The sequence below is a fragment of the Sphingomonas sp. S2M10 genome, assembly GCF_012650175.1.
Lineage (GTDB): Bacteria > Pseudomonadota > Alphaproteobacteria > Sphingomonadales > Sphingomonadaceae > Sphingomonas.
The window spans coordinates 23224-48209 of sequence record NZ_JAAILI010000040.1 but is presented as its reverse complement, the minus strand read 5'-3'; the positions used below and the strand labels follow the sequence as shown (position 1 = coordinate 48209).

At 68.2% G+C, this 24986-nt stretch carries 26 protein-coding genes; 13 read left to right on the top strand and 13 right to left on the bottom strand.

The window, feature by feature from the left end:
• Positions 1-45: 45 nt before the first annotated feature.
• Complete coding sequence (locus S2M10_RS09375; RefSeq protein WP_168845799.1) at positions 46-1599, bottom strand: PQQ-binding-like beta-propeller repeat protein; 1554 nt, start codon at positions 1597-1599, stop codon at positions 46-48.
• Between the two features lie 220 nt (positions 1600-1819).
• Between S2M10_RS09375 and S2M10_RS09370 the strand changes: the two genes are divergently transcribed.
• Positions 1820-3415: a lysine--tRNA ligase gene (locus S2M10_RS09370; RefSeq protein ID WP_168845798.1), complete on the top strand. Its 1596-nt coding sequence runs from the start codon at positions 1820-1822 to the stop codon at positions 3413-3415.
• Between the two features lie 25 nt (positions 3416-3440).
• The gene (gene nhaA / locus S2M10_RS09365) at positions 3441-4706 is read left to right on the top strand and encodes a Na+/H+ antiporter NhaA (protein WP_168845797.1); all 1266 of its coding nucleotides are present in this window, start codon (positions 3441-3443) and stop codon (positions 4704-4706) included.
• On the opposite strand, the gene S2M10_RS09360 is transcribed toward nhaA, so the two are convergent.
• Together S2M10_RS09360 and S2M10_RS09355 are read right to left on the bottom strand one after the other, a co-directional pair.
• Positions 4607-5725, bottom strand: a complete 1119-nt coding sequence (locus S2M10_RS09360) for an MFS transporter (RefSeq protein ID WP_168845859.1) — start codon at positions 5723-5725, stop codon at positions 4607-4609. The genes nhaA and S2M10_RS09360 overlap by 100 nt on opposite strands.
• A 141-nt stretch (positions 5726-5866) precedes the next feature.
• Positions 5867-6946: an AI-2E family transporter gene (locus tag S2M10_RS09355; protein ID WP_247650721.1), complete on the bottom strand. Its 1080-nt coding sequence runs from the start codon at positions 6944-6946 to the stop codon at positions 5867-5869.
• Positions 6947-7053: 107 nt separating this feature from the next.
• Here S2M10_RS09355 and S2M10_RS09350 point away from each other — a divergent pair, with 107 nt between their 5' ends.
• From S2M10_RS09350 to S2M10_RS09340, 3 genes are all read left to right on the top strand, one after another.
• Positions 7054-7629, top strand: coding sequence for a sigma-70 family RNA polymerase sigma factor (locus S2M10_RS09350; protein ID WP_168845796.1), 576 nt, complete (start codon positions 7054-7056; stop codon positions 7627-7629).
• Entirely contained in the window at positions 7622-8317 is a 696-nt protein-coding gene (locus S2M10_RS09345; RefSeq protein WP_168845795.1) for an anti-sigma factor, read from the top strand. Before S2M10_RS09350 ends, S2M10_RS09345 begins: the two co-directional genes overlap by 8 nt.
• A gap of 85 nt (positions 8318-8402) precedes the next feature.
• Complete coding sequence (locus S2M10_RS09340; protein WP_168845794.1) at positions 8403-8966, top strand: fasciclin domain-containing protein; 564 nt, start codon at positions 8403-8405, stop codon at positions 8964-8966.
• A gap of 82 nt (positions 8967-9048) precedes the next feature.
• On the opposite strand, the gene S2M10_RS09335 is transcribed toward S2M10_RS09340, so the two are convergent.
• The 6 genes from S2M10_RS09335 to S2M10_RS09310 all read right to left on the bottom strand — a co-directional run bounded on the left by S2M10_RS09335 (position 9049) and on the right by S2M10_RS09310 (position 13848).
• Complete coding sequence (locus S2M10_RS09335) at positions 9049-9711, bottom strand: phytanoyl-CoA dioxygenase family protein (RefSeq protein WP_168845793.1); 663 nt, start codon at positions 9709-9711, stop codon at positions 9049-9051.
• Between the two features lie 7 nt (positions 9712-9718).
• Positions 9719-10648, bottom strand: coding sequence for an electron transfer flavoprotein subunit alpha/FixB family protein (locus tag S2M10_RS09330; protein ID WP_168845792.1), 930 nt, complete (start codon positions 10646-10648; stop codon positions 9719-9721).
• Complete coding sequence (locus S2M10_RS09325; protein ID WP_168845791.1) at positions 10648-11397, bottom strand: electron transfer flavoprotein subunit beta/FixA family protein; 750 nt, start codon at positions 11395-11397, stop codon at positions 10648-10650. The genes S2M10_RS09330 and S2M10_RS09325 overlap by 1 nt, the downstream gene beginning before the upstream one ends.
• A gap of 60 nt (positions 11398-11457) precedes the next feature.
• Entirely contained in the window at positions 11458-11931 is a 474-nt protein-coding gene (locus S2M10_RS09320; protein WP_348770561.1) for a GFA family protein, read from the bottom strand.
• The gene (gene sucC / locus S2M10_RS09315) at positions 11928-13127 is read right to left on the bottom strand and encodes an ADP-forming succinate--CoA ligase subunit beta (RefSeq protein ID WP_168845790.1); all 1200 of its coding nucleotides are present in this window, start codon (positions 13125-13127) and stop codon (positions 11928-11930) included. The genes S2M10_RS09320 and sucC overlap by 4 nt, the downstream gene beginning before the upstream one ends.
• 265 nt (positions 13128-13392) lie before the next feature.
• Positions 13393-13848 carry a peptidylprolyl isomerase gene (locus S2M10_RS09310; RefSeq protein ID WP_168845789.1) on the bottom strand — a complete coding sequence of 152 codons (456 nt, stop codon included), beginning with the start codon at positions 13846-13848 and terminating at the stop codon, positions 13393-13395.
• A gap of 116 nt (positions 13849-13964) precedes the next feature.
• Between S2M10_RS09310 and mgtE the strand changes: the two genes are divergently transcribed.
• Both mgtE and S2M10_RS09300 read left to right on the top strand, forming a co-directional pair.
• Complete coding sequence (gene mgtE / locus S2M10_RS09305) at positions 13965-15368, top strand: magnesium transporter (RefSeq protein WP_168845788.1); 1404 nt, start codon at positions 13965-13967, stop codon at positions 15366-15368.
• Positions 15369-15404: 36 nt separating this feature from the next.
• Positions 15405-15806: a DUF1489 domain-containing protein gene (locus tag S2M10_RS09300; RefSeq protein ID WP_168845787.1), complete on the top strand. Its 402-nt coding sequence runs from the start codon at positions 15405-15407 to the stop codon at positions 15804-15806.
• Between the two features lie 160 nt (positions 15807-15966).
• Here S2M10_RS09300 and S2M10_RS09295 read toward each other — a convergent pair whose 3' ends face one another.
• Both S2M10_RS09295 and tsaD read right to left on the bottom strand, forming a co-directional pair.
• Positions 15967-16944, bottom strand: a complete 978-nt coding sequence (locus S2M10_RS09295) for an NAD(P)H-dependent glycerol-3-phosphate dehydrogenase (RefSeq protein WP_168845786.1) — start codon at positions 16942-16944, stop codon at positions 15967-15969.
• Positions 16941-17966 (bottom strand): tRNA (adenosine(37)-N6)-threonylcarbamoyltransferase complex transferase subunit TsaD, encoded by a 1026-nt coding sequence (gene tsaD, locus S2M10_RS09290; protein ID WP_168845785.1) that lies wholly within the window; start codon positions 17964-17966, stop codon positions 16941-16943. Before tsaD ends, S2M10_RS09295 begins: the two co-directional genes overlap by 4 nt.
• A gap of 106 nt (positions 17967-18072) precedes the next feature.
• On the opposite strand from tsaD, the gene hemC reads away from it, so the two are divergent.
• From hemC to S2M10_RS09260, 6 genes are read left to right on the top strand one after another with little or no spacing between them, the layout of a single operon-like run.
• Positions 18073-18978: a hydroxymethylbilane synthase gene (gene hemC, locus S2M10_RS09285; protein WP_168845784.1), complete on the top strand. Its 906-nt coding sequence runs from the start codon at positions 18073-18075 to the stop codon at positions 18976-18978.
• Positions 18975-19637, top strand: a complete 663-nt coding sequence (locus S2M10_RS09280; RefSeq protein ID WP_168845783.1) for a uroporphyrinogen-III synthase — start codon at positions 18975-18977, stop codon at positions 19635-19637. The genes hemC and S2M10_RS09280 overlap by 4 nt, the downstream gene beginning before the upstream one ends.
• Positions 19638-19669: 32 nt before the next feature.
• Positions 19670-20560: a hypothetical protein gene (locus S2M10_RS09275; RefSeq protein ID WP_168845782.1), complete on the top strand. Its 891-nt coding sequence runs from the start codon at positions 19670-19672 to the stop codon at positions 20558-20560.
• Between the two features lies 1 nt (position 20561).
• Positions 20562-21746, top strand: a complete 1185-nt coding sequence (locus S2M10_RS09270) for an acyl-CoA dehydrogenase (RefSeq protein WP_168845781.1) — start codon at positions 20562-20564, stop codon at positions 21744-21746.
• Positions 21746-22264 (top strand): GNAT family N-acetyltransferase, encoded by a 519-nt coding sequence (locus tag S2M10_RS09265; protein ID WP_168845780.1) that lies wholly within the window; start codon positions 21746-21748, stop codon positions 22262-22264. Before S2M10_RS09270 ends, S2M10_RS09265 begins: the two co-directional genes overlap by 1 nt.
• Positions 22261-23379 carry a CaiB/BaiF CoA-transferase family protein gene (locus tag S2M10_RS09260; RefSeq protein WP_168845779.1) on the top strand — a complete coding sequence of 373 codons (1119 nt, stop codon included), beginning with the start codon at positions 22261-22263 and terminating at the stop codon, positions 23377-23379. Before S2M10_RS09265 ends, S2M10_RS09260 begins: the two co-directional genes overlap by 4 nt.
• Here S2M10_RS09260 and S2M10_RS09255 read toward each other — a convergent pair.
• The gene (locus S2M10_RS09255) at positions 23364-24020 is read right to left on the bottom strand and encodes a COQ9 family protein (protein ID WP_168845778.1); all 657 of its coding nucleotides are present in this window, start codon (positions 24018-24020) and stop codon (positions 23364-23366) included. The genes S2M10_RS09260 and S2M10_RS09255 overlap by 16 nt on opposite strands.
• A gap of 39 nt (positions 24021-24059) precedes the next feature.
• Positions 24060-24965 carry a DMT family transporter gene (locus S2M10_RS09250; protein WP_168845777.1) on the bottom strand — a complete coding sequence of 302 codons (906 nt, stop codon included), beginning with the start codon at positions 24963-24965 and terminating at the stop codon, positions 24060-24062.
• Positions 24966-24986 lie beyond the last annotated feature (21 nt).

Sequence of the window (24986 nt, the reverse complement as noted above, 5' to 3'; positions counted from 1 at the left end):
GAGCCTAGCCGGGAGGCACCGCGACGGGTGCCTCCCGGCGCCGGATCACTGCAGCGAATAGGTAGCGATCTTGCTCGAGGACGTCACGACCAGCTTGGCATCCGGTGTGATCGCCAACCAGCCGCTTACCGGCGCGGTCCATTTCACATCGTGCGCACCTTCCAGCGCGATCGCGTAGGTCTTGGCGGTCGTGCTGAAGAACAGCAGCGTATCGGTGACGAGGACATTGCCGACGAAGCTTTCCCCGGCCGGCAGCGGCCACGACCACAGCACTGCGCCCGTCTGTTCGTTCAGCGCATCCAACTGCCCGTTCGAATTGCTGCCCGCATAGAGCACGCCCTTCGCGACCGCCGGAAGATTGCTGTAGGAGCGCGCGCTCCGCCAGCGAACGGTGCCTGCCGCAATGTCGAAGCTCGTCAGCGGCAGCGAGAGGTTGTAGCTGGGGACCCGCGTGCCCGAATAGGCAATCACATTGTTCGGCGAACTCACGATGGGCGAGCCGAAATAGGAATAGCCGTTCCAGACCCAACTCGGGTCGGCGATGCTCTTCACCAGCGCGCCGCTCGCTCGATCGAACACGTCGAGATTCCCCGAGTAGTAATAGGCGTATTTGTCGTCGATCGCGACCGTCTCGCCATCCCAGGTATGACCACCGCTGCCATTGGCGTTCCAGCGATCGGTCAAGGCGGCGAGGTCGTAGCTATAGACGACGTTCCCGTAATAGCCGGAAGCCAGGTAAAGCTCGTTGCCGACGCCCGTCGGCTGCGCGAACGTCGACCACTGCGCCGCGAACAGCAGGTTGGTGGCGAAGGTCCCCTTGTCAGGATCCAGGATCTTGATCTGGTTGTTCCCCGAAGAGATGAACATGCTGCTCACAGCCAGGCGATTACCGACCAGGGCAGGACCGCTGGCGCTGCTGACATTGCCGAGTGAGAATTGCCAGCGCTCCGTACCCGTAGCGCCGTCGACCGCGTGCACGACGGTCTCGCCGTTCGAGGTATTCCGCGTGGCGAAGACGAACCCCTTCTTCGCAGCGACGGGCTGGATGCCGGTTGTGCTGGCGGGCGCCCATTCCCAGCTGTTGGTGAAGACTGCCGGATCGAACGCCGCATGCACATAGCCGTCATGTGACGCGTTGCGCTGCAGGGTGGTCCAGTCGAGCAGATCGACATTCAGCGCATAGACGAAGGTCTTGCTCGATCCCGGATACACCGTCGTGCACGCCGTCTCGCGGCATAGCCGGAAGCTGATGGTGCTCGAATAGCGCTTCGGCTGCAGTCCGGTCAGCGTCTTGAACTTGTAGGCAAAGACATTGCCGGTTTGCACCACCGGGCCATCCTGGATCAGGACCGCTGGATCGAACTGCAGATCCGGTACCACCGGGGCCGAACTCGTCCCGGTGAAGCTCGCATTAAGCGTGAAACTCGCCGCGAAATTGCTCTCCGCCGCAGTCTGGCTCGTCGCCGAGGGGGTGAGCGTCACCTCCAGCGTCGGCGTCGGCGTCGGCGTGGGCGTCGGTGTGGGTGCAGGTGTAGAGGCGCCGCCCCCCGAGCAGGCAGCCGTCATCCCGGCCAGCAGGGCCATCAATATCAGTCGCATTCCATATTCCCCCAGACCCGCCTTTCCGGCGGGCAATTGCTTGCCGCCAGAGGACCTAGGCTCTGCCGACGCCGAATTGTGCGACAAAGGGTGCGATACGCAAGCGCGATCGTAGCAGAAATGGCGGGTCGGTGCCCCGTTGCGGGGCGCTGTTCCCGATAGCGCAAGGACGGAGGGGCCTCTGGTTCCGCCGACGAGTCTTCGCTACACGCGCCGGACCATGAGCACCGTATCCCCCGAACTCCGCGCAGCCGCGCTCGTCTCCAAGGCCTGGCCCTATGAAGAGGCACGCAAGCTGCTCAAACGCTATCCGCAGATCGCAAGCGGCGGCGCGCCGGAGAAAGGCCATGTGCTGTTCGAGACCGGCTACGGTCCCTCGGGCCTGCCGCATATCGGCACGTTCAACGAAGTGCTGCGCACCACCATGGTCCGCCGCGCCTTCGAGAGCCTGTGCGACGTGCCGACCCGCTTGATCGCGTTCAGCGACGACATGGATGGCCTGCGCAAGGTGCCGGACAACGTGCCCAACCAGGACATGCTGCGCGAACATCTCGGCAAGCCGCTGACCCAGGTGCCCGATCCGTTCGAGAAATATGAGAGCTTCGCACACCACAACAATGCGCGGCTCCGCGAATTCCTGGACCAGTTCGGCTTCGAATATGAATTCGCCTCCTCGACCGACTATTATACCGGCGGCCGCTTCGACGACGCGCTGAAGGGCGTGCTGCGCCACTATCAGGGCATCATGGACGTGATGCTGCCGACGCTGCGTGCCGAGCGTCAGGCGACCTATTCGCCGGTGCTGCCGATCAGCCCCAAGTCGGGCATCGTGCTGCAGGTGCCGGTCGAGGTGGTCGATGCCGAGGCCGGCCTCATCGCCTTCGAGGATGCAGGCGAGCGGATCGTCCAGTCGGTGCTCGGCGGCAAGGCCAAGCTCCAGTGGAAGGTCGACTGGGCGATGCGCTGGGTCGCACTCGACGTCGATTACGAGATGGCGGGCAAGGACCTGATCGATTCGGTCACCCAGTCGGGCAAGATCGCGCGCGTGCTCGGCGGCCGCCCGCCCGAGGGCTTCAACTATGAAATGTTCCTCGACGAGAAGGGCGAGAAGATCTCCAAATCCAAGGGCAATGGCCTCAGCCTCGAGCAGTGGCTGACCTATGGCCCCGAGGAGAGCATCGCCTTCTACGCCTATCGCGAGCCGAAAAAGGCCAAGCAGCTCCACCTCGGCGTGATCCCGCGCGCGATCGACGAATATTGGCAGTTCCGCGGCAATTATGCCGCGCAGCCGATCGAGCAGAAGCTCGGCAACCCGGTCCACCACATCCACAATGGCGAGCCGCCGGCGGAGACGCTGCCGGTTACCTTCGGGCTGCTGCTGAATCTCGTCGGCGTCATGGGCGAGGCGAGCAAGGAACAGGTCTGGGGCTATCTTACGAATTATGTCCCGGACGCGAGCCCCGAAACCTATCCGGCGCTCGACCGTCTGATCGGCTATGCACTCGCCTATGCCCGCGATTTCGTTGCGCCTACGCTCAACAAGCGTGCGCCGGTGGGTGTGGAGATCGCGGCACTCCAGCGGCTCGACGCCGAACTCGCCGCGCTGCCGGCGGACGCGACCGCCGAGGCGATCCAGGACCAGGTCTACGAGATCGGCAAGACCGGCGGTTTCGAGAATTTGCGCGACTGGTTCAAGGCACTGTACGAGACGCTGCTCGGCTCCGAACAGGGGCCGCGCATGGGCAGCTTCATCGCGCTGTACGGCATCGCCAACAGCCGCAAGCTGATCGCGGAGGCGCTGGCGCGCGCCGCCTGAGGCACGGGTCAACAAGGGAGACGACATGACCGCGGTACTCCGCAAACGGCCGGCATCGGCACTTCGCGCATTTCTGAAGAGCGAGGCTGCCGGCGGCATCGTGCTGATCGCGGCGGCGGCGCTGGCGATGCTGCTGGCCAATCTGTCGGGCGTCTCGGAGCAATATTTCCACCTGCTCCACCTGGAGACCGGGCCGGTGATCAGCCCGATCTACGGGCCGATGACGGTGCATCTGTGGATCAACGACGCGCTGATGGCCGTGTTCTTCCTGATGGTGGGACTGGAGATCAAGCGCGAGTTCGTCGACGGGCGGCTGGCCAGCTGGCAGCATCGCCGGCTGCCGGTCGTGGCGGCGGCGGCGGGCATGGTGGTGCCGGCGGTCATCTATCTGGCGATCACCAGCGGCGTTCCCGGGCTGACCAGGGGCTGGGCGATCCCCGCCGCGACCGATATCGCCTTCGCGATCGGCGTGCTGGCGATCCTCGGCAAGCGCGCGCCCGCCTCTCTCAAGCTGTTCCTGACCACGGTGGCGATCGTCGACGATATGGGCGCGGTGGCGGTGATCGCCGTTGCCTATACCGACAGCATCAATTCGCTGGCACTGGGACTCGGCGCCTTGGTGATGGCGGTGATGTATGTGCTCAATCGCAGCGGCGTGCACCGGCTTTGGGTATATCTGCTGCTCGCCGCGCTGCTTTGGTATTTCGTGTTCCTGTCGGGCGTGCATGCCACCGTGGCGGGCGTACTCGCGGCGATGATGGTGCCGATCCGCAAGACGCCCGGTGCGCCCGACGCGGCGGATTCGCCGCTCCACCGGCTGGAGCACGCGCTGCACCCGATCTCCGCCTTCTTCATCGTCCCGGTGTTCGGCTTCGCCAATGCCGGCGTGTCGCTGGGCGGGTTCAGCGCGAGCGTGCTGCTCGAGCCGCTGCCGCTGGCGATCGCCGCCGGCCTGTTCTTCGGCAAGCAGATCGGCATTTTCGGCAGCATCTGGATCGCGGACCGCACCGGCTTCGCCTGCCGCCCGGCCTATGCCAGCTGGCCGCAGGTCTATGGTGCGGCGATGCTCGCCGGCATCGGCTTCACGATGAGCCTGTTCATCGGCGGCCTTGCCTTCCCGGGCAACGCGTTGCTGGTCGACGAGGTGAAGATCGGCGTGCTCGTCGGGTCGATCCTATCGGCGCTGGTCGGTTACGCGGTCCTGCGGTCGACCAGCACGGCGAGGCCGAGGATCGCCAGGCCGCCCAGCGCCAGCAGCGCGCCGACCCAGCCGGTCGAAGTCCAGCCATAACCTGCGGCGATCGCGAGGCCCCCCAGCCAGGGGCCGAGCGCATTGGCGGTGTTGAAGGCGGAGTGGTTGAGCGCGGCGGCCAGCGCCTGCGCGTCGCCCGCCACGTCCATCAGCCGGGTCTGGAGGACCGGGCCGAGCGCGCCGGCAAACCCGATCGCGAACACGTCGATCGCGATCCAGACCAGCGAATGCGCCGCCAACGGATAGAGCGCGAGCGCAACGGCGCTGGCGATCAGCAGCGCAGCCCCAGTAGGCATCAGCGCGCGATCGGCGAAGCGGGGGACAACGATGTTGCCGGCGATCATCCCCAGGCCGAAGACCGCCAGCACCAGCGGCACCGCCCAGGGCGGCGTGCCGGTGACGTGCATCAGCGTCGAGGCTACATAGGTATAGACGCAGAACAGCCCGCCAAAGCCGATCGCGCTCACCCCCAGGGTGAGCCACACCTGCCCGTTCGCCAGCGCGCTCAGCTCGCGCAGCGGGCTCGCGCCCTGTTCCGGGCGGTCTCTCGGCGCCAGCCACACGACGAGCGCGACGGTGAGCAGCGCCAGCGCCGCGACCACCGCGAAGCCCCACCGCCAGCCCACCGCCTGGCCCAGCCAGTTGGCGGCGGGGACGCCCAGCACGGTGGAAACCGCCAGCCCCAGCATCACCCGGCCCACCGCCTGCGAACGCTGGTCGTACGGCACCAGCGACGCGGCGACGAGCGCGGCGATGCCGAAATAGGCGCCGTGGGGCAGCCCGCTGAGGAAGCGGAACAGCAGCATCCAGTGGTAGGTCGGCGCCAGCGCGCTCAGCCCGTTGAACAGCGCGAAGCTCGCCATCAGCGCGATCAGCAGCGCCCGGCGCGACCATTTCGCCGCGGCCACCGCGAGCAGCGGCGCGCCGACCACCACGCCCAGCGCATAGGCGCTGATCACATGGCCGGCGGTCGGCTCGTCGATGCCCAGGCCCTGGGAGAAATAGGGCACCAGGCTCATCGTCGCAAATTCGGTGGTGCCGATCGCGAAGCCGCCCATGGCGAGCGCGAAATGGACCAGCCCGGGCGAGCGGGCGGCGGAGCTGGGAAGGGGGGCGTGCACGGCGGCCAAATGGGTTTGCTGCGGTGCAGCGTCAACAATGCTTCGCTGCAATCGTCGCTGCGCCGGACGCAAGCGCGCTCAGTGGGGCGCTGCCCTGGTCACCGCCGGCGGGCGATCAAGCAGGCGGGTGAACACTGCCTGTGCCAGCGCCGCCACCAGCGGCCCCACCAGCAGACCCCCGAAGCCGAACGCCTCGATTCCGCCCAGCGTGGAGAGCAGCACGATGAAATCGGGCATCTTGGTCTCCGATCCGATCAGGATCGGGCGCAGGATGTTGTCGACCATGCCGATCACGAACAGGCCGCACAGGATCAGCGCGATGCCCTGCACCGTCTGGCCGGTGGCGAGGAGATAGAGCGCCACCGGCACCCAGACCAGCCCAGTGCCCACTGCGGGCAGCAGCGCCGCCACTGCCATCACGATGCCGAGCAGCAGCCAGCTCTGCACGCCCAGCACCGCCATCACCACCGCACCGACCGCGCCCTGCGCCAGCGCGACGACGATTCCGCCCTTCACCGTCGCCCGCACGACGGTGACGAAGGTGGAGGCGATCAGCGTCTGATAGCCCGCGTCGATCGGGGCCAGCACCGCGAAACGCCGCACCAGCTTCTCGCCGTCGCGCAGGAAGAAGAAGCCAAGATAGAGGATCACCGTCACCGACAGCAGCAGGTTCATCAGCCCGCCGCCCACGGCAAGCGCCTGGTTGGCGAAGCTGGGGAGGCCGCGCCCCAGCCCGGCGACCAGCTTCGTCTGTATCGCGGCAAGGTCGCCCATCCCGGCGCGCGCCAGCAGGCCGCGCACGCTGTCCGGCAAATGCGCGAACAGCCCGCCGAGCGCCGCGGCCGGATTGAACCGGCCGCTGGCGACGCTCTCGCCGAAATTGGAGATCTGGTCGATCGCGACGACCGTCAGCAGCGCCATCGGCAGCAGCAGGGTGAGCGACATCGCCGTCAGGGCGACCAGCGCGGCGCGGTTCGGCTGGCCGGGGTTGCGGGCGAGGTACCAGCGCTGCACCGGGTGAAACAGGATCGTGCCGACCATGCTCCACAGGATCTCGTCGAGGAACGGCAGGAACACGCGCAGGCAGAGGACCGCCAGCCCGACCACCACCACCGGCAGCGCCATCGTACGCACCCAATTCGCACCCACCACCGGCATCTTCCTACCCCGTTTTTCCCGCCACGGCGTAGCGGCTGGGCGGCCCCTGCGTCCAGCATTGCCGCTGCCGGCTTGCTCCCGCCGGATTTACGGCTACAGCTAGGCGCGTGGTTGCTCCCACCCCTTCGGCCGGCGACGGCGCGCGTGCCCGGCTGGTCCGGGCGCTTGCCGATGTGGCGGCCGGAAATCGTGCCGCGCTCAAAATCGTCTATGATCTGACGGCGGCGAAGCTGATGGGCGTCTGCTTGCGTATCTGCCAGGACCGCGAGGCCGCAGAGGATGTGATGCAGGAAGTGTATCTGAAGGTGTGGGACAGGGCAGGGCGCTTCGATGCGTCGCGCGCCAGCCCAATCACCTGGCTGTGCACCATTGCGCGCAACACCGCGATCGACTGGCGCCGCGCGCGCGGGCTGGGGGAGACGGCGCCGGTTGAGGCCGCGCTGGATCTGCCCGATGGCCGCCCCTCTGCCGAGGCGTTGCTGGAGGCGGGGCAGACGCAGGCACGCATCTTCGATTGTCTGGAGGCGCTGGACGAGAAGCCGCGCGGGGCGATCCGCGCGGCGTTCTTCCAAGGGCGCACCTATGTCGAGCTCGCCCAGACGGCGGCAGTGCCGCTGGGCACGATGAAGAGCTGGATCCGGCGCGGGCTGCTGCAACTCCGGGGGTGCCTCGGCGATGGCTGATCCGTTGCGGCCCGAGGAGGAAGAGGTGGCGCTCGCCGCCGAACTGGCGCTGGGTCTGCTGGACGGCGAAGACCTGGCAATCGCGCGCCGCCGGCAGCTCGCGGAGCCCGCCTTCGCCGCGGCGGTGGAGCGCTGGGTACGCGATTTCGCGCCGCTCGCGCTGGTCGGAACGGATGCGCCTTTTTCGGCAGGCTTGTGGCAGCGTATCGAGGCGCGGCTGCCGGGAGTGGATCAGCGCATCGTGGTCGGCCTGCGGCGCTGGCGCGCGACGGCGATCGCTGCGGGAGCGGCCGCGGCCGTGCTGCTCGCGATCGTCCTTACCCGGCCGGTGCCGGAACCGGTGGTGCTGCCGCCGCAGCCGGTGGTGGTCGCGCAGATCACCGGCACCGAAGGCGCCGCCTTCGCGGCCCGCTACAATGCCGATCAGGGGGTGCTGCACGTCCGAACCGAGGCGCTGCCGGCCAGTCGGCGCGCGCCCGAACTCTGGGTGATTCCGGCGGGTGGCAAGCCGGTGTCGCTGGGCCTGGTCGCCGCCCGGGGCAGCCGCGACATGGCGGTCGCCCCCGCCACCCGTGCGCTGCTTGCCGAGGGTGCGACACTGGCGGTGACGATGGAAGATGCAGCGACCGCGCCGCATGCCGCGCCCGGCAGCGCTCCGGTCGCGGCAGGAAAAATTACGATTCTTTAAGAGTTGCTGCATCCGGGGCGTGAGGCGCCCCGTAGCTCCGGCGCATCTCCGCAAAGAGGGGTGCGTAGCAAGAGGAAGCTAGAAGATGCGCAAGACTCGTCTCGCCTCGGTCACCGGAATCGTCGGTGCCGCGCTGCTCGCCACCGGCGCCGTTGCCGCCGTGCAGAATTATCCGATGGTCGGCGGTGCCGCGATGTATCCGACGAAGAACATCGTCGAGAATGCGGTGAACTCGAAGGACCACACCACGCTGGTCGCCGCGGTGAAGGCTGCCGGACTGGTCGACACGCTGTCCGGCCCGGGGCCCTTCACCGTCTTCGCACCGACCAACGCGGCCTTCGGCAAGCTTCCCGCCGGCACCGTCGATACGCTGGTGAAGCCCGAGAACAAGGCGACGCTGACCAAGATCCTCACCTATCATGTCGTCGCCGGCAAGATGAGCGCCGCCGACATTGCCGCCAATGCCAAGGCGCATGGCGGCAAGGCGACGCTCACCACCGTCGAGGGTGAGCCGATCACGATCATGAAGGGCCCGAGCGGCGGCTGGATGATTCAGGACGCCAAGGGCGGCAAGGCCAAGATCACCATGGCCGACGTAAATCAGTCGAACGGCGTGATTCACGTGATCGACAGCGTCCTCATGCCCTGACGCTGTCGAGGGCCTCGCGCGCTCCCCCCTTTGGGCGAGGCCCGGCCCGCCGGCGACCCTCCTTGCCGGCGGGCCTTCTCGTTCAAAGGCCTAACCATTCCAGACCCGCGGGCAGGTTCGCACGCGTATAGTCGACCTGCAGCACCCGGCGGTGCGCACGCCCGGCACTTGCAGCGGAGGCATGCAGAATAGGCGTGCTGTAGATCCAGACATCGCCCGCCGCCGCCAGGCAGGCGGCGGTGCCGCAGCGCGCCACCGCCGCGCCGATCTCCGCCTCCGGCACACGCCCCAGCCGGTGCGAGCCGGGCGCGATCAGCAGCGGCGCATTCTCCGCCGGCACGGCATCAAGATGGATGCGCAGCGTCACCATGGACTGGAACAATGCGAAGGGCGGCTCGACATGGAGCAGGCCCTGTTTGGTCGACCATCGGCCGTAGCCGGGCGCATCGACCCGCTCGCGAACTGCGATGGTGCGGTCCTGGTGCCAGCCGAGCGCCCAGTTGGCCGCATGGCTCTTGTCGAACAGGATGGCCCGGACGGGGCGGGTGGCGGCGCCGAGCCGGTCGACCGCTGCCGCGCCCAACGCATCGGCTGCCAGCAACTCGGCCAGCGCTGATACGCCGTGCAGCCGCAGCCCGGCCTTGTTTGGGGGCAGCGATGCCGCCAGAGCATGCAGGCGGTCAAGAAAAGGGGCGGCCGCACCGGCAAGGTGCGCCGCCCCATCGCGTTCGAAATCGAACGTCACATGCGCCTCAAAGCTTTTCGGTCAGCTCCGGCACCAGCGTGAACAGATCGCCGACCAGGCCGATGTCCGCTACCTGGAAGATCGGGGCGTCCTCGTCCTTGTTGATCGCGACGATCGTCTTCGAATCCTTCATGCCGGCAAGGTGCTGGATCGCACCCGAGATGCCGACCGCGACATAGACCATGGGCGCCACGATCTTGCCGGTCTGGCCGACCTGATAGTCGTTGGGCGCATAGCCTGCGTCCACCGCCGCGCGGCTGGCGCCGACGGCAGCCCCCAGCTTGTCGGCCAGCGGATCGATCAGCGCGTGGAACTGCTCCGACGAGCCGAGCGCGCGACCGCCCGAGACGATGATCTTGGCGCTGGTCAGTTCCGGACGCTCCGACGTCGCGATCTCCGAGCCGGCAAAGGTCGACAGACCCGTGTCGCCGGCTGCCGCAACCGCTTCCACCGTGCCGCTGCCGCCGGTTGCCGCCGTCTTGTCGAAGGCGGTGCCGCGCACGGTGATCACCAGCTTCTTGTCGCTGGTCTGCACGGTGGCGATCGCGTTGCCGGCATAGATCGGGCGGGTGAAGGTGTCCGGACCCTCGACCGAAAGGATGTCCGACAGCTGCATCACGTCCAGCGCGGCGGCGACGCGCGGCGCCACGTTCTTGCCCGTGGTGGTCGCCGGGAACAGCACCGCGTCATGGGTATCCATCAGCTGGACGACGAGCGGCGCGACATTCTCGGCGAGGAAATGCTCATAGGCCGCATCGTCGGCGACATGGACCTTGCCCACGCCGGCGATCTGCGCGGCGGCTTCAGCCACGGCCGAAACGCCCTTGCCGGCGACGAGCAGGTGCACCTCCCCCAGCTTCGCCGCCGCGGTGACGGTGGAGAGCGTCGCGTCCTTGACGCTCTGATTGTCGTGTTCGACCCAAACCAGCGTCTTCATCACGCGACTCCCATGCCCTTGAGCTTCTCGACCAGTTCGTCGACCGAACCCACCTTGATGCCCGCCTGGCGCTTGGCCGGCTCTACGACCTTCAGCGTCTTGAGGCGCGGGGTGACGTCGACGCCGTAGTCCGCCACGGTCTTCTTCGCGACCGGCTTGGTCTTCGCCTTCATGATGTTCGGCAGCGTCGCATAGCGCGGCTCGTTGAGGCGGAGATCGGTGGTGACGATCGCCGGCAGCTTGAGGTCCACGGTCTCGAGGCCGCCGTCGATCTCGCGGGTGACCTTCACGCGGTCGCCCGCGATCTCGACCTTCGAGGCGAAGGTGCCCTGCGCCCAGCCGAGCAGTGCGGCGAGCATCTGGCCGGTCTGGTTCGAATCGTCGTCGATCGCCTGCTTGCCGAGGATGATCAGCCCGGGCTGTTCTTCCTCCGCGACCTTGGCGAGCAGCTTGGCGACCGCCAGCGGCTCGACCTCGTCATCGGTCTGGATCAGGATGCCGCGATCGGCACCCATGGCGCGCGCGGTGAGCAGCACATCGGTCTCCGCCTTGGCGACGCCGATCGTGACGACGACGATCTCGGTCGCCGCGCCCTTCTCCTTCAGCCGTACCGCTTCCTCGATCGCGATCTCGTCGAAGGGGTTCATGCTCATCTTGACGTTCGCCAGATCGACGCCCGTCCCGTCCGCTTTGACGCGGGGCTTCACGTTATAGTCAAGCACACGCTTGACCGGCACCAAGACCTTCATCGCATCCTTCCTGTCTGCCGGGGCTCTCCCCCTAACAATTGGGTTACGTTTACGCGAACGTCAACCGCTCGCAAGTGATTCGGCGTACGCCTGCACCAGCGTGCCGAAGGATTCCTCGGGTGGAAATTTTGGGAAGCTGTACGAAGCGCCAGTCTGCGCCCAGGGCAGCGCTTCCTCGGTCCAGGTCTCGAAGAGAGGCGCGGCGGACATCGGCGTATCGAGCATCGTCGTGCGGATGTTCACGAACGCGTCGAGACCCTCGGGTCGGGTGAACAGCCAGCTCTTGCAATGGCCGCAGTGGAAATGCCGGGTGGGGCCGTGCAGGCCGCCGAGCACCGGCGCGCCTTCGATCACTGCGAAGCGTTCCGCCGGGTAGAGGCCGCTCAGCGAATAGGCGCTGGCGGTCATGCGCTGGCAGCCGGTGCAGTGGCAGGCCATGGTGACGAGCGCATCGCCCGCCACCCGGAACCGCACGCGGCCGCAGCGGCAGCCGCCTTCGACCGTCTTCACAGTCGAGGCGGCCGCGTCGCTCACGCCGCGTTCTTCACCTCCGCCACGATCTTCTGGGCAGCGTCGCCCAGATCGTTGGCGGCGACGATCGGCAGGCCCGAATTGGCCAGGATGTCCTTGCCCTGCTGGACGTTGGTGCCCTCGAGGCGGACGACCAGCGGCACCGACAGGTTCACTTCCTTGGCAGCCGCAACGATGCCCTCGGCGATGATGTCGCAGCGCATGATGCCGCCGAAGATGTTGACCAGGATGCCTTTCACGGCGGGATCGCTCAGGATGATCTTGAACGCCGCAGTGACCTTCTCCTTGTTCGCGCCGCCGCCGACGTCGAGGAAGTTGGCCGGGAACATGCCGTTCAGCTTGATGATGTCCATCGTCGCCATCGCCAGGCCGGCGCCGTTGACCATGCAGCCGATGTCGCCGTCGAGCTTGATATAGGCGAGGTCGTACTTCGACGCCTCGAGCTCCATCGGATCCTCTTCGGTCTCGTCGCGCAGTTCCATCAGGTCCTTGTGACGGAACATCGAGTTCGAATCAAAGCCGACCTTGGCGTCGAGCACCATCAGCTTGTTGTCTTCGGTGACCGCGAGCGGGTTGATCTCGATCTGCGAGGCGTCGGTGCCGAGGAACGCATCATACACCTTGCCGGCCAGGCTCTGCGCCTGCTTGGCGAGATCGCCTTCGAGGCCGAGCGCATTGGCGACGGCGCGGCCATGGTGCGGCATGAAGCCGGTCGCGGGATCGACGTCGAAGGTGTGGATCTTCTCCGGCGTGTCATGCGCGACGGTTTCGATGTCCATGCCGCCTTCGGTCGAGACGACGAACGCGACTCGGCCGGTGGCGCGATCGACCAGCAGCGCGAGGTAGAATTCCTTGGCGATGTCGACGCCGTCGGTCACGTACAGGCGGTTGACCTGCTTGCCGGCAGCGCCGGTCTGGATCGTCACCAGCGTGTTGCCGAGCATCTCGGTTGCGGCGTGACGGACTTCGTCCTCGGTCTTGGCGAGGCGGACGCCGCCCTTGGCTTCGGCCGGCAGTTCCTTGAACTTGCCCTTGCCGCGGCCGCCGGCATGGATCTGCGCCTTCACGACATAGAGCGGCCCAGGCAGCTTCTTCGAGGCTTCGACGGCCTCTTCGACGCTCATCGCGGCAAAGCCGGCCGGCACGGGCACGCCGTACTTCGCGAGCAGTTCCTTGGCCTGATATTCGTGGATGTTCATGGGAGCAGTCCGCCTTTTCAAGGGAACGGGGAAAGGATCGCGCCCGCCTAAGCACAGCGCGCGCGCGAAATCCACCCTTTTAGGGATTAATGCGATTGCGAATTGGTTGCAACATGGCGCGTTATCCGGATGGAGTGCAGAGCCGTAGTGTGGCGGGCTTACTATCCGGTGAAGCGGAGAGGGGCCGCGCGGCTGCCCCTCTCCCTCCCACCGCCTGCGGCGGCGGGTACTTCCCTCTCCCCGGCAGGGAGAGGGTCCAGCGGCATCAAGCCTCGGTGCGGGCCTTGACGATCTTGCCCGGGTTCGCGGGCGGCTCGCCCTTGGGCAGCGCGTCGACATGCTCCATGCCTTCAACGACTTCGCCCCAGACCGTGTACTGGCCGTCGAGGAAGCTGGCATCGTCAAGACAAATGAAGAACTGCGAGTTGGCGCTGTTCGGGTTGTTGGTACGCGCCATCGAGCAGACGCCGCGCGCGTGGCGCTCCTTCGAGAATTCCTGGGCCAGGTCCGGCTTCTCGGAACCGCCCATGCCGGTGCCAGAGGGATCGCCGCCCTGCGCCATGAAGCCGTCGATCACGCGGTGGAAGACCACGCCGTCATAAAAGCCTTCGTCGGCGAGGCTGGCGATGCGTGCGACATGGTTGGGCGCGAGATCGGGGCGAAGGCGAATGCGGACATCGCCAGTGTCGAGCGTGAGTACGAGCGTGGTGGGTTCGGCCATTGGGCACCTCTCTGCAGAAACTGGTTCGATGCCCTAAGGGGTGCGCTGCCGACTTGCAAATCGGGGCCGGGGATGGCAGCGCGCCTTGAACGGGGCCGCAGCGTGAGAGGTCGGACATGAGCGAGACCGAACTGCACGACGACGCCGCGGCGCCGGAGAGCCAGCTGGACGAGGACGACCGGCTGAAGCCCGAATTCGTCAACGCGGTGCTGGAAGCGGTCGACGAGGGCGACGCCGAGGCCGCGCACATGCTGGTTGCGCCCCTCCACCCCGCCGACATCGCCGACCTGATCGAGCTGGTTCCTTCGGAGCAGCGCGCCGATGTGGTCACCGCCATTTCCGACCTGATCGACGGCGACGTGCTCGCCGAGATGAACGATTGGGTTCGCGAGGCGCTGGTCGACGCGCTCGAGCCGCACCAGGTCGCGGACCTCGCCGCCGAGCTCGATACCGACGACGCCGTCGCGATCATCGAGGACATGGACGTCGAGGACCAGCGCGAAGTGCTCCGCGCGCTCGACCCCGACGATCGTGCCGCGATCGAGGAGGCACTGTCCTATCCGGAGGAATCCGCCGGCCGACTGATGCAGCGCGAGCTGATCGCGGTGCCCGAGCATTGGACCGTCGGCGACGTGCTCGACTATCTGCGCGGCAACGACGAGCTGACCACGGACTTTTGGGAAATCTTCGTCGTCGATCCCTCGCACAAGCCGATCGGCACCTGCGAGCTTTCCTGGATCCTGCGCACCCCGCGCGGGATCACCATCGGCGACGTGATGAAGCGCGAGCAGACGCTGATCCCGGTTGACATGGACCAGGAGGAAGTGGCGCTGCGCTTCCAGAAATATGCGCTGATCTCCGCCGCCGTGGTGGACCTGAGCGGGCGGCTGGTCGGCATGATCACGGTGGACGACATCGTCCACATCATCTCGCAGGAAGCCGGGGAGGACATCCTCCGCCTGTCCGGCGCGGGCGAGGGCGACATCAACGAGCCGGTGCTGCTGACGGTGCGGACGCGGCTGACCTGGCTGTTCGTCAACCTGGGCACCGCGATCCTCGCCGCGTCGGTCGTCGGGCTGTTCCAGGGCGAGATCGCCAAGTTCGCGCTGCTCGCGGTGCTGATGCCGATCGTCTCGGGCATGGGCGGCAATGCAGGGACCCAGACGCTGGCAGTGGTGGTCCGCGCGATCGCGACCAACCAGCTTACCGAGTCGAACACGCTGCGCATGATCCTGCGCGAGCTGCGCATCGCTGCCGCCAACGGAATCGCACTGGGCCTGGCGATCGGCACGGGGACGATGCTGATCTATGGCATTCCCTGGCTGGCGGGGGTGATCGCGCTGGCGATGGTGATCAACAATCTGATCGCGGGGCTTTCCGGCGTGCTGATTCCGGTCACGCTCGATCGGCTCCGCGTCGATCCGGCGGTGTCTTCGGCGGTGTTCGTGACGATGATGACCGATGTGATGGGCTTCTTCTCGTTTCTCGGCCTGGCGACGCTCGTGGGGCTGGGCGGCTGACTTGATCGCGGGCATGCGATTGCCCAAATCGGGCACGTGCCACTGCATCTCACCAAGGTCGCCTTTGCCTGCGACAGCGTCGATTTCCTGCGATCCAGGCTGGAGGCACGCGCCCCCCTCGGCGGCGTCGCGTTGACCACGCGCTATCTGCCGAAGCGCCACGAGGAAATCGTTGGCGGCTCGCTGTTCTGGATCCTCAAGCACCAGCTGGTCGGCCGCTCGCCGATCCTCGGCTTCGGCGAGGCCGAGGGCGGCCGCACCGCGATCCTGCTGGAGCCCAGGCTGGTGTTGGTTCAGGCGCGGCCCAAACGGGCGCACCAGGGGTGGCGCTATCTGGAAGCCGCCGATGCGCCGCCGGATCTCGGCGATCTGGAGGGCGGCGCGGACGAGCTGCCGCCCTCGCTGATGGGCGAGCTGGCCGGGCTGGGGCTGCTGTAGCGCTTCTCTTCTTACGCCCCTCCTCCTCGGAGGAGGGGTTTGGGGGTGGAGGGATTCCAGAACGCGCTTTGACGCTAAGCGCCGCCTCCCACGCCGCGTTCGGTCCCAGTTCAGTCCCCACCCCAACCCCTCCCCTGGAGGGGAGGGGCTTAGAATAGTGTCACGCCGCCTCCGACCGTAGCGGGCGGCTGAGCAGCGCGTCGATCACCTCGGCCACCGGCGCGCCTTCGAGCAGCGCGTTGACCGCGAGCGTCACCGGCATCTCCACCCCCGCGTCCGCCGCGGCCTCGCGCAGCACCGGCGCGGTGAAGGCGCCTTCGGCGACGGTCTTGCGATCGGACAACAACGCGGTCGCGCTGCGCCCCTGACCGAGTCCCACCCCCAGCGAGAAGTTGCGCGAGTTGGTCGACGAGCAGGTGAGCACCAGATCGCCCAGCCCCGAAAGCCCGGTCAGCGTCTCCGCCTGCGCACCCCGCGCGAGGCCGAAGCGTGTCATCTCCGCGAAACCCCGCGCGATCAGCGCCGCGCGGGCATTCAGGCCGAGCCCGGCGCCTTCCACCACCCCGCAGGCGATGGCGAGCACGTTCTTCACCGCCCCGCCAATCTCCGCGCCGATCACGTCGGCCGAGGCATAGGGGCGGAAGGCCGGCGCGCCGAGGCGGTCGCTCAGCCGGGTGCGCAGGGCCGCGTCCTCGCAGGCCAGCGTCACCGCCGTCGGTTTTCCGGCCGCGACTTCGTGCGCGAAGGTGGGGCCGGAGAGCACTGCGATGGGAGCATCCGGCGCTACGCTGCGCGCGACCTCGCCGACCAGCAGCCGGGTGCCTGCCTCGATGCCCTTGGCGCACAGCACCAGCGGCGTCGCGCCGGGCTTCATCTCCGTGAGCACCGAACGCACATGCTGCGCCGGGGTCACCACCAGCAGCGCCTCGCAGCCGGCGAGATCGCCGAGGCTGCCGGTGGCGCGGATACTGGGCGAGAGCGGCACGCCGGCGAGGAACTGGCGGTTCTCATGCTCTGCGTTGATGCTCTCCACCACCTCGGGCTCGCGCGCCCAGAGCAACACCGGCGTATCGCCGCGCGCCGCCACCTGTGCGAGCGCGGTGCCCCAGGCGCCGCCGCCGATCACCCCGATCTTCATGCCTTCACACCCGCGCCGCGCACCTTTTCCGCATCCGGATCGAGCGGCCAGCGCGGCCGCGCCGGCACATCAAGTGGATCGGTCAGGCCCTGTGCGAAGCGCTCGGCGCCTGCCCAGGCGATCATCGCGGCATTGTCGGTGCACAGCCACAAGGGCGGCGCGACGAAAGGCAGGGCGTGTTCGCCAGCCAACGCCTCCAGCGCGGTCCGCACCGCCGTGTTCGCCGCGACGCCGCCCGCGACGACCAGCGCGGTCGGGCGGGTGACCGCCAGCGCCAACCGGGTGCGATCGACCAGGCAGTCGACCACCGCTTGCTGGAACGACGCGGCGAGATCCTCGGCGCTATAGTCGTTCACCGCCCGCGCAACCGCGCTCTTGAGGCCGGCGAAGGAGAAATGCGGCTCGCCCGACCCCACCAGCGGGCGCGGCAGCGGCACCGCCTTGGGATTGCCCCGCTCGGCCGCCTTCTCCACCGCCGGGCCGCCGGGGAAGCCGAGGCCGAGCAGCTTGGCGGTCTTGTCGAACGCCTCGCCCGCCGCGTCGTCGATCGTGGTGGCAAGTCGGCGATAGCGGTTTACCCCCTCGACCAGCAGCAACTGGCAATGCCCGCCCGAGACGAGCAGCAGCAGATAGGGAAACTCCAGGCTTCGGTCGCCGAGCCGGGGCGAGAGCGCATGGCCCTCCAGATGATTGACCGCAACCAGCGGCTTGCCGGCGGCGAGCGCCAGCGCCTTGCCGGTGACGAGGCCCACCATCACCCCGCCGATCAGGCCGGGACCTGCGGTGGCGGCGATGGCGTCGACCTGGTCGAGCGTCACGCCGGCCTCTTCCAGCGCCGCCTCGACCAGCGGCCCCAGCATCTCGACATGCGCGCGGGCGGCAATCTCGGGCACCACGCCGCCATAGGGCCGATGCGCCTCTTCCTGCCGCGCCAGCTTGTGCGCGCGGATCGTGCCGTCGCTTGTCACCAGGGCCGCCGCGGTTTCGTCGCAGCTCGATTCAAGTCCGAGGATGAGTGCCATGGTCCTCATCTAAGCCGCTTGGCGGCAGGGTCCAGAGGCCGGAGCGGGTTTTGCTCCGCGAAGTCCCCCATTGCTCTCGCTTCGCGCCGATCCTAGCACCCAGCGCATGACTGCACTTCGCATCGGCACGCGCGGTTCGCCGCTCGCCCTTACCCAGGCCCATATGGTTCGCGACGCGCTCAAGGCTGCGCACGGCATCGAGGGCGAGATCCTCGTCGTCCGCACCACCGGCGACAAGGTGCAGGACCGTCCGCTGGCCGAGATCGGCGGCAAGGCGCTGTGGACCAAGGAGCTGGATCGCGCGCTGCTGGCAGGCGAGATCGACTGCGCCGTGCATTCGATGAAGGATGTCGAGACGATCCGGCCCGAGCGCATCGCCATCGCCGCAATCCTGCAACGCGCCGATGTACGCGATCGGCTCGTGGGGGCGGAATCGCTTGCCGCGCTGAAGCCCGGTGCGGTGATCGGCACCGCCTCGCCGCGTCGCGCCGCGCAGGTGAAGCGCCACCGGCCCGATGTTTCCACCGTGCTGTTCCGCGGCAATGTCGACACCCGGCTGGCACGTCTGGCGGCGGGCGAGGCGGACGCGACCCTGCTCGCCTCGGCCGGGCTGGAGCGGCTGGGGCACCATGATGTCGGCCATGTCCAGCCGACCAACCAGCTGCTACCGGCCCCGGCGCAAGGCGCAGTCGGTATCGAGGCGCGGGCCGACGACACGCGGACTCTCGCGCTGCTCGCCGCGATCGACCATCCGAAGACCCGCGCCTGCGTGTTGGCCGAACGCGCGCTGCTCGCTGCACTGATGGCCGATTGTCATTCGCCGGTCGCGGCGCTGGCGACGATCGAGGGGGCGATCCTCACCCTTGAGGCAGAGCTCTACGCTGCCGATGGCAGCGCGCATGTCCATGGCATGATCGAGGGCGCGCCCGAGGATCCGATGCTGCCCGCGACGCTGGCCCGCGATCTGCTGGACCGTGCGCCCGAGGCCGTGCGCACGCTGTTCGCCGGATGAGCCGTGCAATCGCGGTCCTCCGGCCCGAGCCGGGTAACCGCATCACCGCCGCCGCGATCGAGGGGCGGGGGCGCACCGCGCTGCGGTTGCCCTTGTTCGAGACGCGACCGCTCGCCTGGACCATGCCTGACCCGCTGGCGTTCGACGCGCTGATTCTGACGAGCGCCAACGCCGTCCGCCTCGCCGGGGAGGCGCTGGGCGGGCTGCGCGGCCTGCCGGTCTATGCGGTCGGCGAAGCCACGGCGTCGGCAGCGCGCCGCGCCCATTTCGACGTGGTCGCCGTGGGTGGCGCAGGTGCTGCGGCGCTGATCGAGCAGGCACACACCGCCGGCGTGCGTCGCGCGCTGCATCTGGCGGGCCGGGAACGCACCCTGGAAGCGGGCGGAATCATCGCTCAGATACTCCCGGTCTATGCCAGCGAGGCACTGCCGGTCGCCCCTGCGGACATCGCCGCATTGGCGGGCACCGTCGCCCTGATTCAGTCCGCACGGGCCGGGGAGCGGCTGGCGGAGATCGCGCAGGATCGCGGCGCAATCATGCTCGCTGCGGTTTCTCACGCCGCCGCTGCGGGCGCCGGCAACGGCTGGCGCGCCGTCGCGGTCGCGCCGCGTCCGGAGACCGAAGCGCTGATCGACACCGCGATCGCGCTCTCCGATTGACCCGCGCGGCACAGGCGGCGAAAAGGGCGCCCATGAGCGACGAGCCCCTGGCGCCCGAGCCGGTCCGAACCCTGAGTCCGCGCCGCAACCGCATGATCCCCGTCGGGCTTGGTTTCCTCGCCGGCGTCGCACTGACGGCGGGCGCCATCGAGCTTGCCGGCCCGCACCTGGCGACCACGCCCGCCACCACCAAGCCTGCAGCGGCACCGTCGCCCGCACCGGAGCCGCTGCGGATACCGCCGCAGGTTCTGGCGCCTGCCACCGATGTCGCGACGCTGGACGCGCGCGAGACCGCGCTTGCCGCCCGGCTCGACGCGCTTGAGCTGGAGCTGCGTCAAGCCGACGAAAGCGCGCGCAATGCTGCGCAATATTCCACCCAGGCCGAACGGCTGATGGTCGCCGCCGCGGTACGCCGCGCCGTCGAACGCGGCCAGCCGCTGGGCAGCCTGGAGCAGCAGCTGCGCGCCCGCTTCGGTGGGGCGCACCCGCAGGCGGTGGCGGCGATCGTCACCGCGGCGGCGGATCCGCTGACGATCGAGGATCTGCGCATCGCGCTGGATACGATCGCCCCGCGGCTCGGCACCGGGCCGGACGACAGCCTCTGGGTACGCTTCCGCAGCTTCGTGGGCGACCTGTTCGTGCTCCACCAGGCCGGCATGCCCAGCCCGCGCCCGGCCGAGCGCCTCCGTCGCGCCCGCAGCGCGCTGGCGGCAGGCAATGTCGAGACCGCGATCGCCGAAGTAGTGCATATGCCCGGCGCGTCGGTCGCGGAGGGATGGACGGGCGCGGCGTCGCGCTATGTCAACGCCCGCAAGGCACTGGACGAAATAGAGAAGGCGGCCGCTGCAACGCCGCCCAAACCCCCGGTCGTGGCGCCGGCACCCGCCCCCGCCCCGGCACCGGAGACACCGAGGAACGACTGAAATGGCAGAGATGGGCCGGTTCGACTGGCAGGATCCGTTCGGGCTCGACGGCGAACTGACCGACGAGGAACGGATGGTGCGCGACGCCGCGCGCGACTATGCGCAGGGCGAGCTGCTCCCGCGCGTAACCTCCGCCTATCTGGAGGAACGGTTCGACCGCGCAATTATGGCCGAGATGGGCGCCCTCGGTTTGCTCGGGCCGACGATCCCCGAAACCTATGGCGGGGCGGGGCTCGGCTATGTCGCCTATGGCCTGGTCGCGCGCGAGGTGGAGCGCGTCGACTCGGGCTATCGCTCGGCGATGAGCGTGCAGAGCTCGCTGGTGATGCACCCCATCCATGCCTATGGCAGCGAGGAACAGCGGCGGAAGTACCTGCCCAAGCTGGCGAGTGGCGAATGGGTCGGCTGTTTCGGCCTGACCGAGCCGGACGCGGGCTCCGATCCCGCCGGCATGCGCACGCGGGCCGCGAAGATCGATGGCGGCTACCGGATCACCGGCGCCAAGATGTGGATCACCAATTCGCCGATCGCCGACGTGTTCGTCGTCTGGGCGAAGAGCGACGCGCATGACGGCGCCATCCGCGGCTTCGTGCTCGAGCGCGGCATGAAAGGGCTGACCAGCCCGAAGATCGAGGGCAAGCTGAGCCTGCGCGCCTCGGTCACCGGCGAGATCGTGATGGACGGGGTGGAAGTGGGCGAAGACGCGCTGCTCCCCAATGTCCAGGGGCTCAAGGGGCCGTTCGGATGCCTCAATCGCGCTCGCTACGGCATCGCCTGGGGCACGATGGGCGCTGCCGAGGCCTGCTTCCATGCCGCGCGGCAATATACGCTGGATCGCCACCAATTCGGCCGGCCGCTCGCCGCGACCCAGCTGGTGCAGCTCAAGCTCGCCAACATGGAGACCGAGATTGCGCTCGGGCTGCAGGCGGCGCTGCGTTGCGGCCGGATGTTCGATGCGGGCACGCTCAGCCCCGAGGCGATCAGCATCATCAAGCGCAACAATTGCGGCAAGGCGCTGGAGATCGCCCGGGTCGCACGCGACATGCATGGCGGCAACGGCATCTCGGCCGAATTCCACGTGATCCGCCACGCGATCAACCTGGAGACGGTGAACACCTATGAGGGCACGCACGACGTGCACGGGCTGATCCTCGGCCGGGCGATCACCGGTATCGCGGCGTTCTGATGGCGGCCGATCGGCAGCCGGTGCTGGAGGGCGACCTGGTCCGCATCCGGCCGCTGGTCGCGGCGGACTGGGATGCGCTCTACGCCGTCGCCTCCGATCCGCTGATCTGGGAAGTGCATCCCCGGCCGGACCGCTGGCAGGAGCCGGTATTCCGCCAGTTCTTCGCCGAGGCGCTGGCCTGCGGCGGCGGGCTGGCGATCGAGGACAAGGCAACCGGTGCGATCATCGGCTCCAGCCGCTATGATTATCACGTGCCGGAACAAGACGAGATCGAGATCGGCTGGACCTTCCTCGCCCGCGCCTATTGGGGCGGCACCTATAACCGGGAGGTGAAGCGGCTGATGCTGGACCATATTCATCGCTATGTGGGCACGGTCGTGTTTCTCGTCGGCAAGGACAATCTGCGTTCGCGCGGAGCGATGGCGAAGATCGGCGGGGAGTTGATCCCTGGGCGTCATCATCGCGGCGGTGGGCAGGTTTTCTCCGATCACGTCGTCTACGCGATTCGGCGCCCGTGAAGCCGCTTGCCGGCATCAAGGTCGTCGAGCTCGCCCGCATCCTCGCCGGGCCCTGGTGCGGGCAGCTGCTCGCCGATCTGGGGGCCGAGGTGGTGAAGGTCGAGCGGCCGGGGGCGGGGGACGATACCCGCCACTGGGGGCCGCCCTTCCTCCACGATGCCGAGGGCGTGAACCGCGACGCCGCCTATTTCCATGCCTGCAACCGCGGCAAGACCAGTATCGGCATCGATATCGCCACGCCCGAGGGTCAGACGGCAGCCAAGGCGCTGATCGCCGATGCCGATGTGGTGATCGAGAACTACAAGGTCGGCGGGCTGGTGAAGTACGGGCTCGACGCCGCCAGCCTGCGTGCGGCGAACCCGCGGCTGATCGTCTGCTCGATCACCGGCTTCGGCCAGACCGGGCCCTATGCCGCCCGCGCCGGCTATGACTTCATCATCCAGGGCATGGGCGGGGCGATGAGCCTCACCGGCGAGCCCGACGGCGCCCCGCAAAAGGCAGGCGTCGCCTATGCCGACATCTTCACCGGCGTCTATTCGGCCGTCGCGATCCTCGCCGCGCTCCGTCGCCGCGATGTGGAGGGCACCGGCGCCCATATCGACATGGCGCTGCTCGACACGCAGGTGGCGGTGCTGGCCAACCAGGCGCTCAACTGGATGGCGAGCGGCAAGGTGCCGCACCGGATGGGCAACGGTCACGCGAATCTGGTGCCCTACCAGGCGTTCGCTTGTCGTGACGGTGAGCTTATCGTCGCGGTGGGCAACGATTCGCAGTTCGCCAGGCTCTGCGCGATCCTGGGCCTCGATCTGGCGAGCGATCCGCGTTTCGCCACCAACCCGGCGCGCGTCACCAATCGCGATGCGCTGATTCCCCTGCTCGCCCGCGCGATGCTCGATTGGGCCAAGGCGGATTTGTACGAGGCGCTGGAGGCGCAGGGCGTGCCGGCCGGGCCGATCAACCGGATCGACGAGGTGTTTGCCGATCCGCAGGTAATCGCGCGCGGGATGGCGATTATGCGCGAAGGGCTGCCGGGTCTCGCCAGCCCGATTACGATCGACGGCGAACGCATGGTCGCCGAGTGCGCCAGCCCGGCCCGGCCTCAGATTGCCGGGTAGCGCAGCCGGCCGATGAAGCGCGAGAGGCTCGGCCGGTTGGTCGTGCGATTGACGAACCCGGCCTTGGCCTTCTCGAACCGCATGATCCCTTCGATCCGGCGCGCGAGGAAGGCGCGGGTGTCGGCCCATTCCTCGCTCTCGTCCTGCACGAACACGGCGATGGTCGCGGCATAGACGCTGCCGAGCGTCATCCGCTTGGTATAATGGTTATAGTCGGTCGCGGTATCGCCTGCCGCGCGCCACATCGCATCGGCCGCGCGCCAGCCGAGCTTGCTCGCCTTGGCCAGGTTCTGCGGCATGGCGAGGATCGCCAGCGCCCGGCGCAGCGCGTCGCGATAGGGGGCGAGCAGTGCCAGTCGCGCCTCCACCAGCGCCGTGATGCGCGCGCGGATCTTCATGCCCGCCAGCGTCTCGGGCGAAAGTTCGTCGAGCATCGCGCGGTCGATATGCGCGAACCACGCATCGATCATCGCCAGCGGGCCGTCGGAGAAGGCGAGTCGCGCCACGTCGCGGTCGACGCCCATGCCGTCGGCGGTGGCATCAAGCGCGCGCTGGTTCCAGCCATCGAAGGCGGCGTTGGCGGCAAGCGACGGCGCGAGCGCCGCGCGCAGTTCGTCTAGGGTGGCGTCGGCGAGATCCATGGGCCTGATCTAGGCCCGAAGCCGCGCCCCGGCAACTGCCTACCCCTTGGGCCGTATCGCGCCCTGCCGTACCAGCACCAGCGCCGCCGCGACCAATGCCGCGCCGAGCAGATCGGCGGCGGCGAGCCGCTCGTCGAAGATGATCCAGCCGAGCGCCGCGCCCACCGCCGGCTGCACCAGCAGCGCGATGCCGATCACCAGCGGCGAGAGATGGCCCAGCGCATAGATCATGCAGCCCTGCCCGATCAGTTGGCTGACGATGGCGAGCGCGAGCAGCGGCCACCAGAGATGCGGCACGATCTGCTCGCCCAGCGCCAGCGCGATCACCAGCAGGGGCGGGATGGTGGCGAGCGAGGACAGCGCCAGCGCGGGCACCGGGCCGAGCGACACCCGCACCCGCGCCATCAGCGCGAAATAGACCGCGTAGCAGACGCCGGCGAGCAGGCAGAACAGGTCGCCCGCCAGATGTCGTGAGGAAAGCTCGGCCGAGCGCCCGAGCAGCAGTGCGCCGCCGATCGCGGCGAGCAGCAAGGCCGCGCCCTGCATCCTGCTCGGCCAGGCGCGCGCGACGACGAAGCCGTAGATCGGGAAGATCAGCGACGCCGAATTGCCGAACAGGGTGGAATTGGCGAGCGTCGTGCGGACGATCCCGATGTGCCAGCTGGCGAGGTCGAGCGCGAATACCGCGCCGGCGATGGCAAGGATCCACCAGCGCCCGCGCCCTGCCGCGATCGGCTTCTCGCCCATCGCCGCGGCGACGGCGAACAGGATCGGCGTGGCGATGATCAGCCGCCAGAACGCCGCCGACACCGGCCCCACATCCGCCATCCGCACGAACAGCGGCCCGGTGGCGAGCGCGGTGTTCGCGATCAGCGCTGCAATCAGCGCGGTCGCAACATGGCTTCGTGCGGTGGAAGTTTTTGTTGTCGGTGCGGTGCGGTGCATGGCGCCCTGTAGCGCCCTATC